General features: G+C 60.1%; 1 protein-coding gene. It reads left to right on the top strand.

What is annotated here, in order from left to right:
* Positions 1 to 26: 26 nt before the first annotated feature.
* A partial coding sequence (locus KW839_RS27370) for a cadherin-like domain-containing protein (RefSeq protein WP_218426051.1) occupies positions 27 to 291 on the top strand: 265 nt, incomplete at its 3' end.

Below are 291 nucleotides of genomic sequence, written 5' to 3'. Positions count from 1 at the left end.
CCTTGAGTGTTGACGGTCCTGTTAGCGTGGTTGACTTTACCGTCGCGGGCGTCACTGGCACGTTCACTGCCGGCCAGACCGCCACCATCGTCAACGTCGGCACCTTGGTCATCGGAGCGAACGGTGCTTACACCTTCACCCCAGCCGCCAACTACAACGGCACGGTGCCAACAGTCACCTACACCGTCACCGACGGCTCGGGAACCAACGACACGTCGACCCTGAACATCAGCGTCAGCCCGGTCGATGACAGCTTTACCGATGCCAACGAAACCGTTACGGTCAACGAAG

The organism is Pseudomonas sp. PDM31 (assembly GCF_019218965.1).
GTDB lineage: Bacteria > Pseudomonadota > Gammaproteobacteria > Pseudomonadales > Pseudomonadaceae > Aquipseudomonas.
The sequence above is the reverse complement of the archived record's forward strand: the minus strand, read 5'-3'. Positions and strand labels throughout refer to the sequence as shown.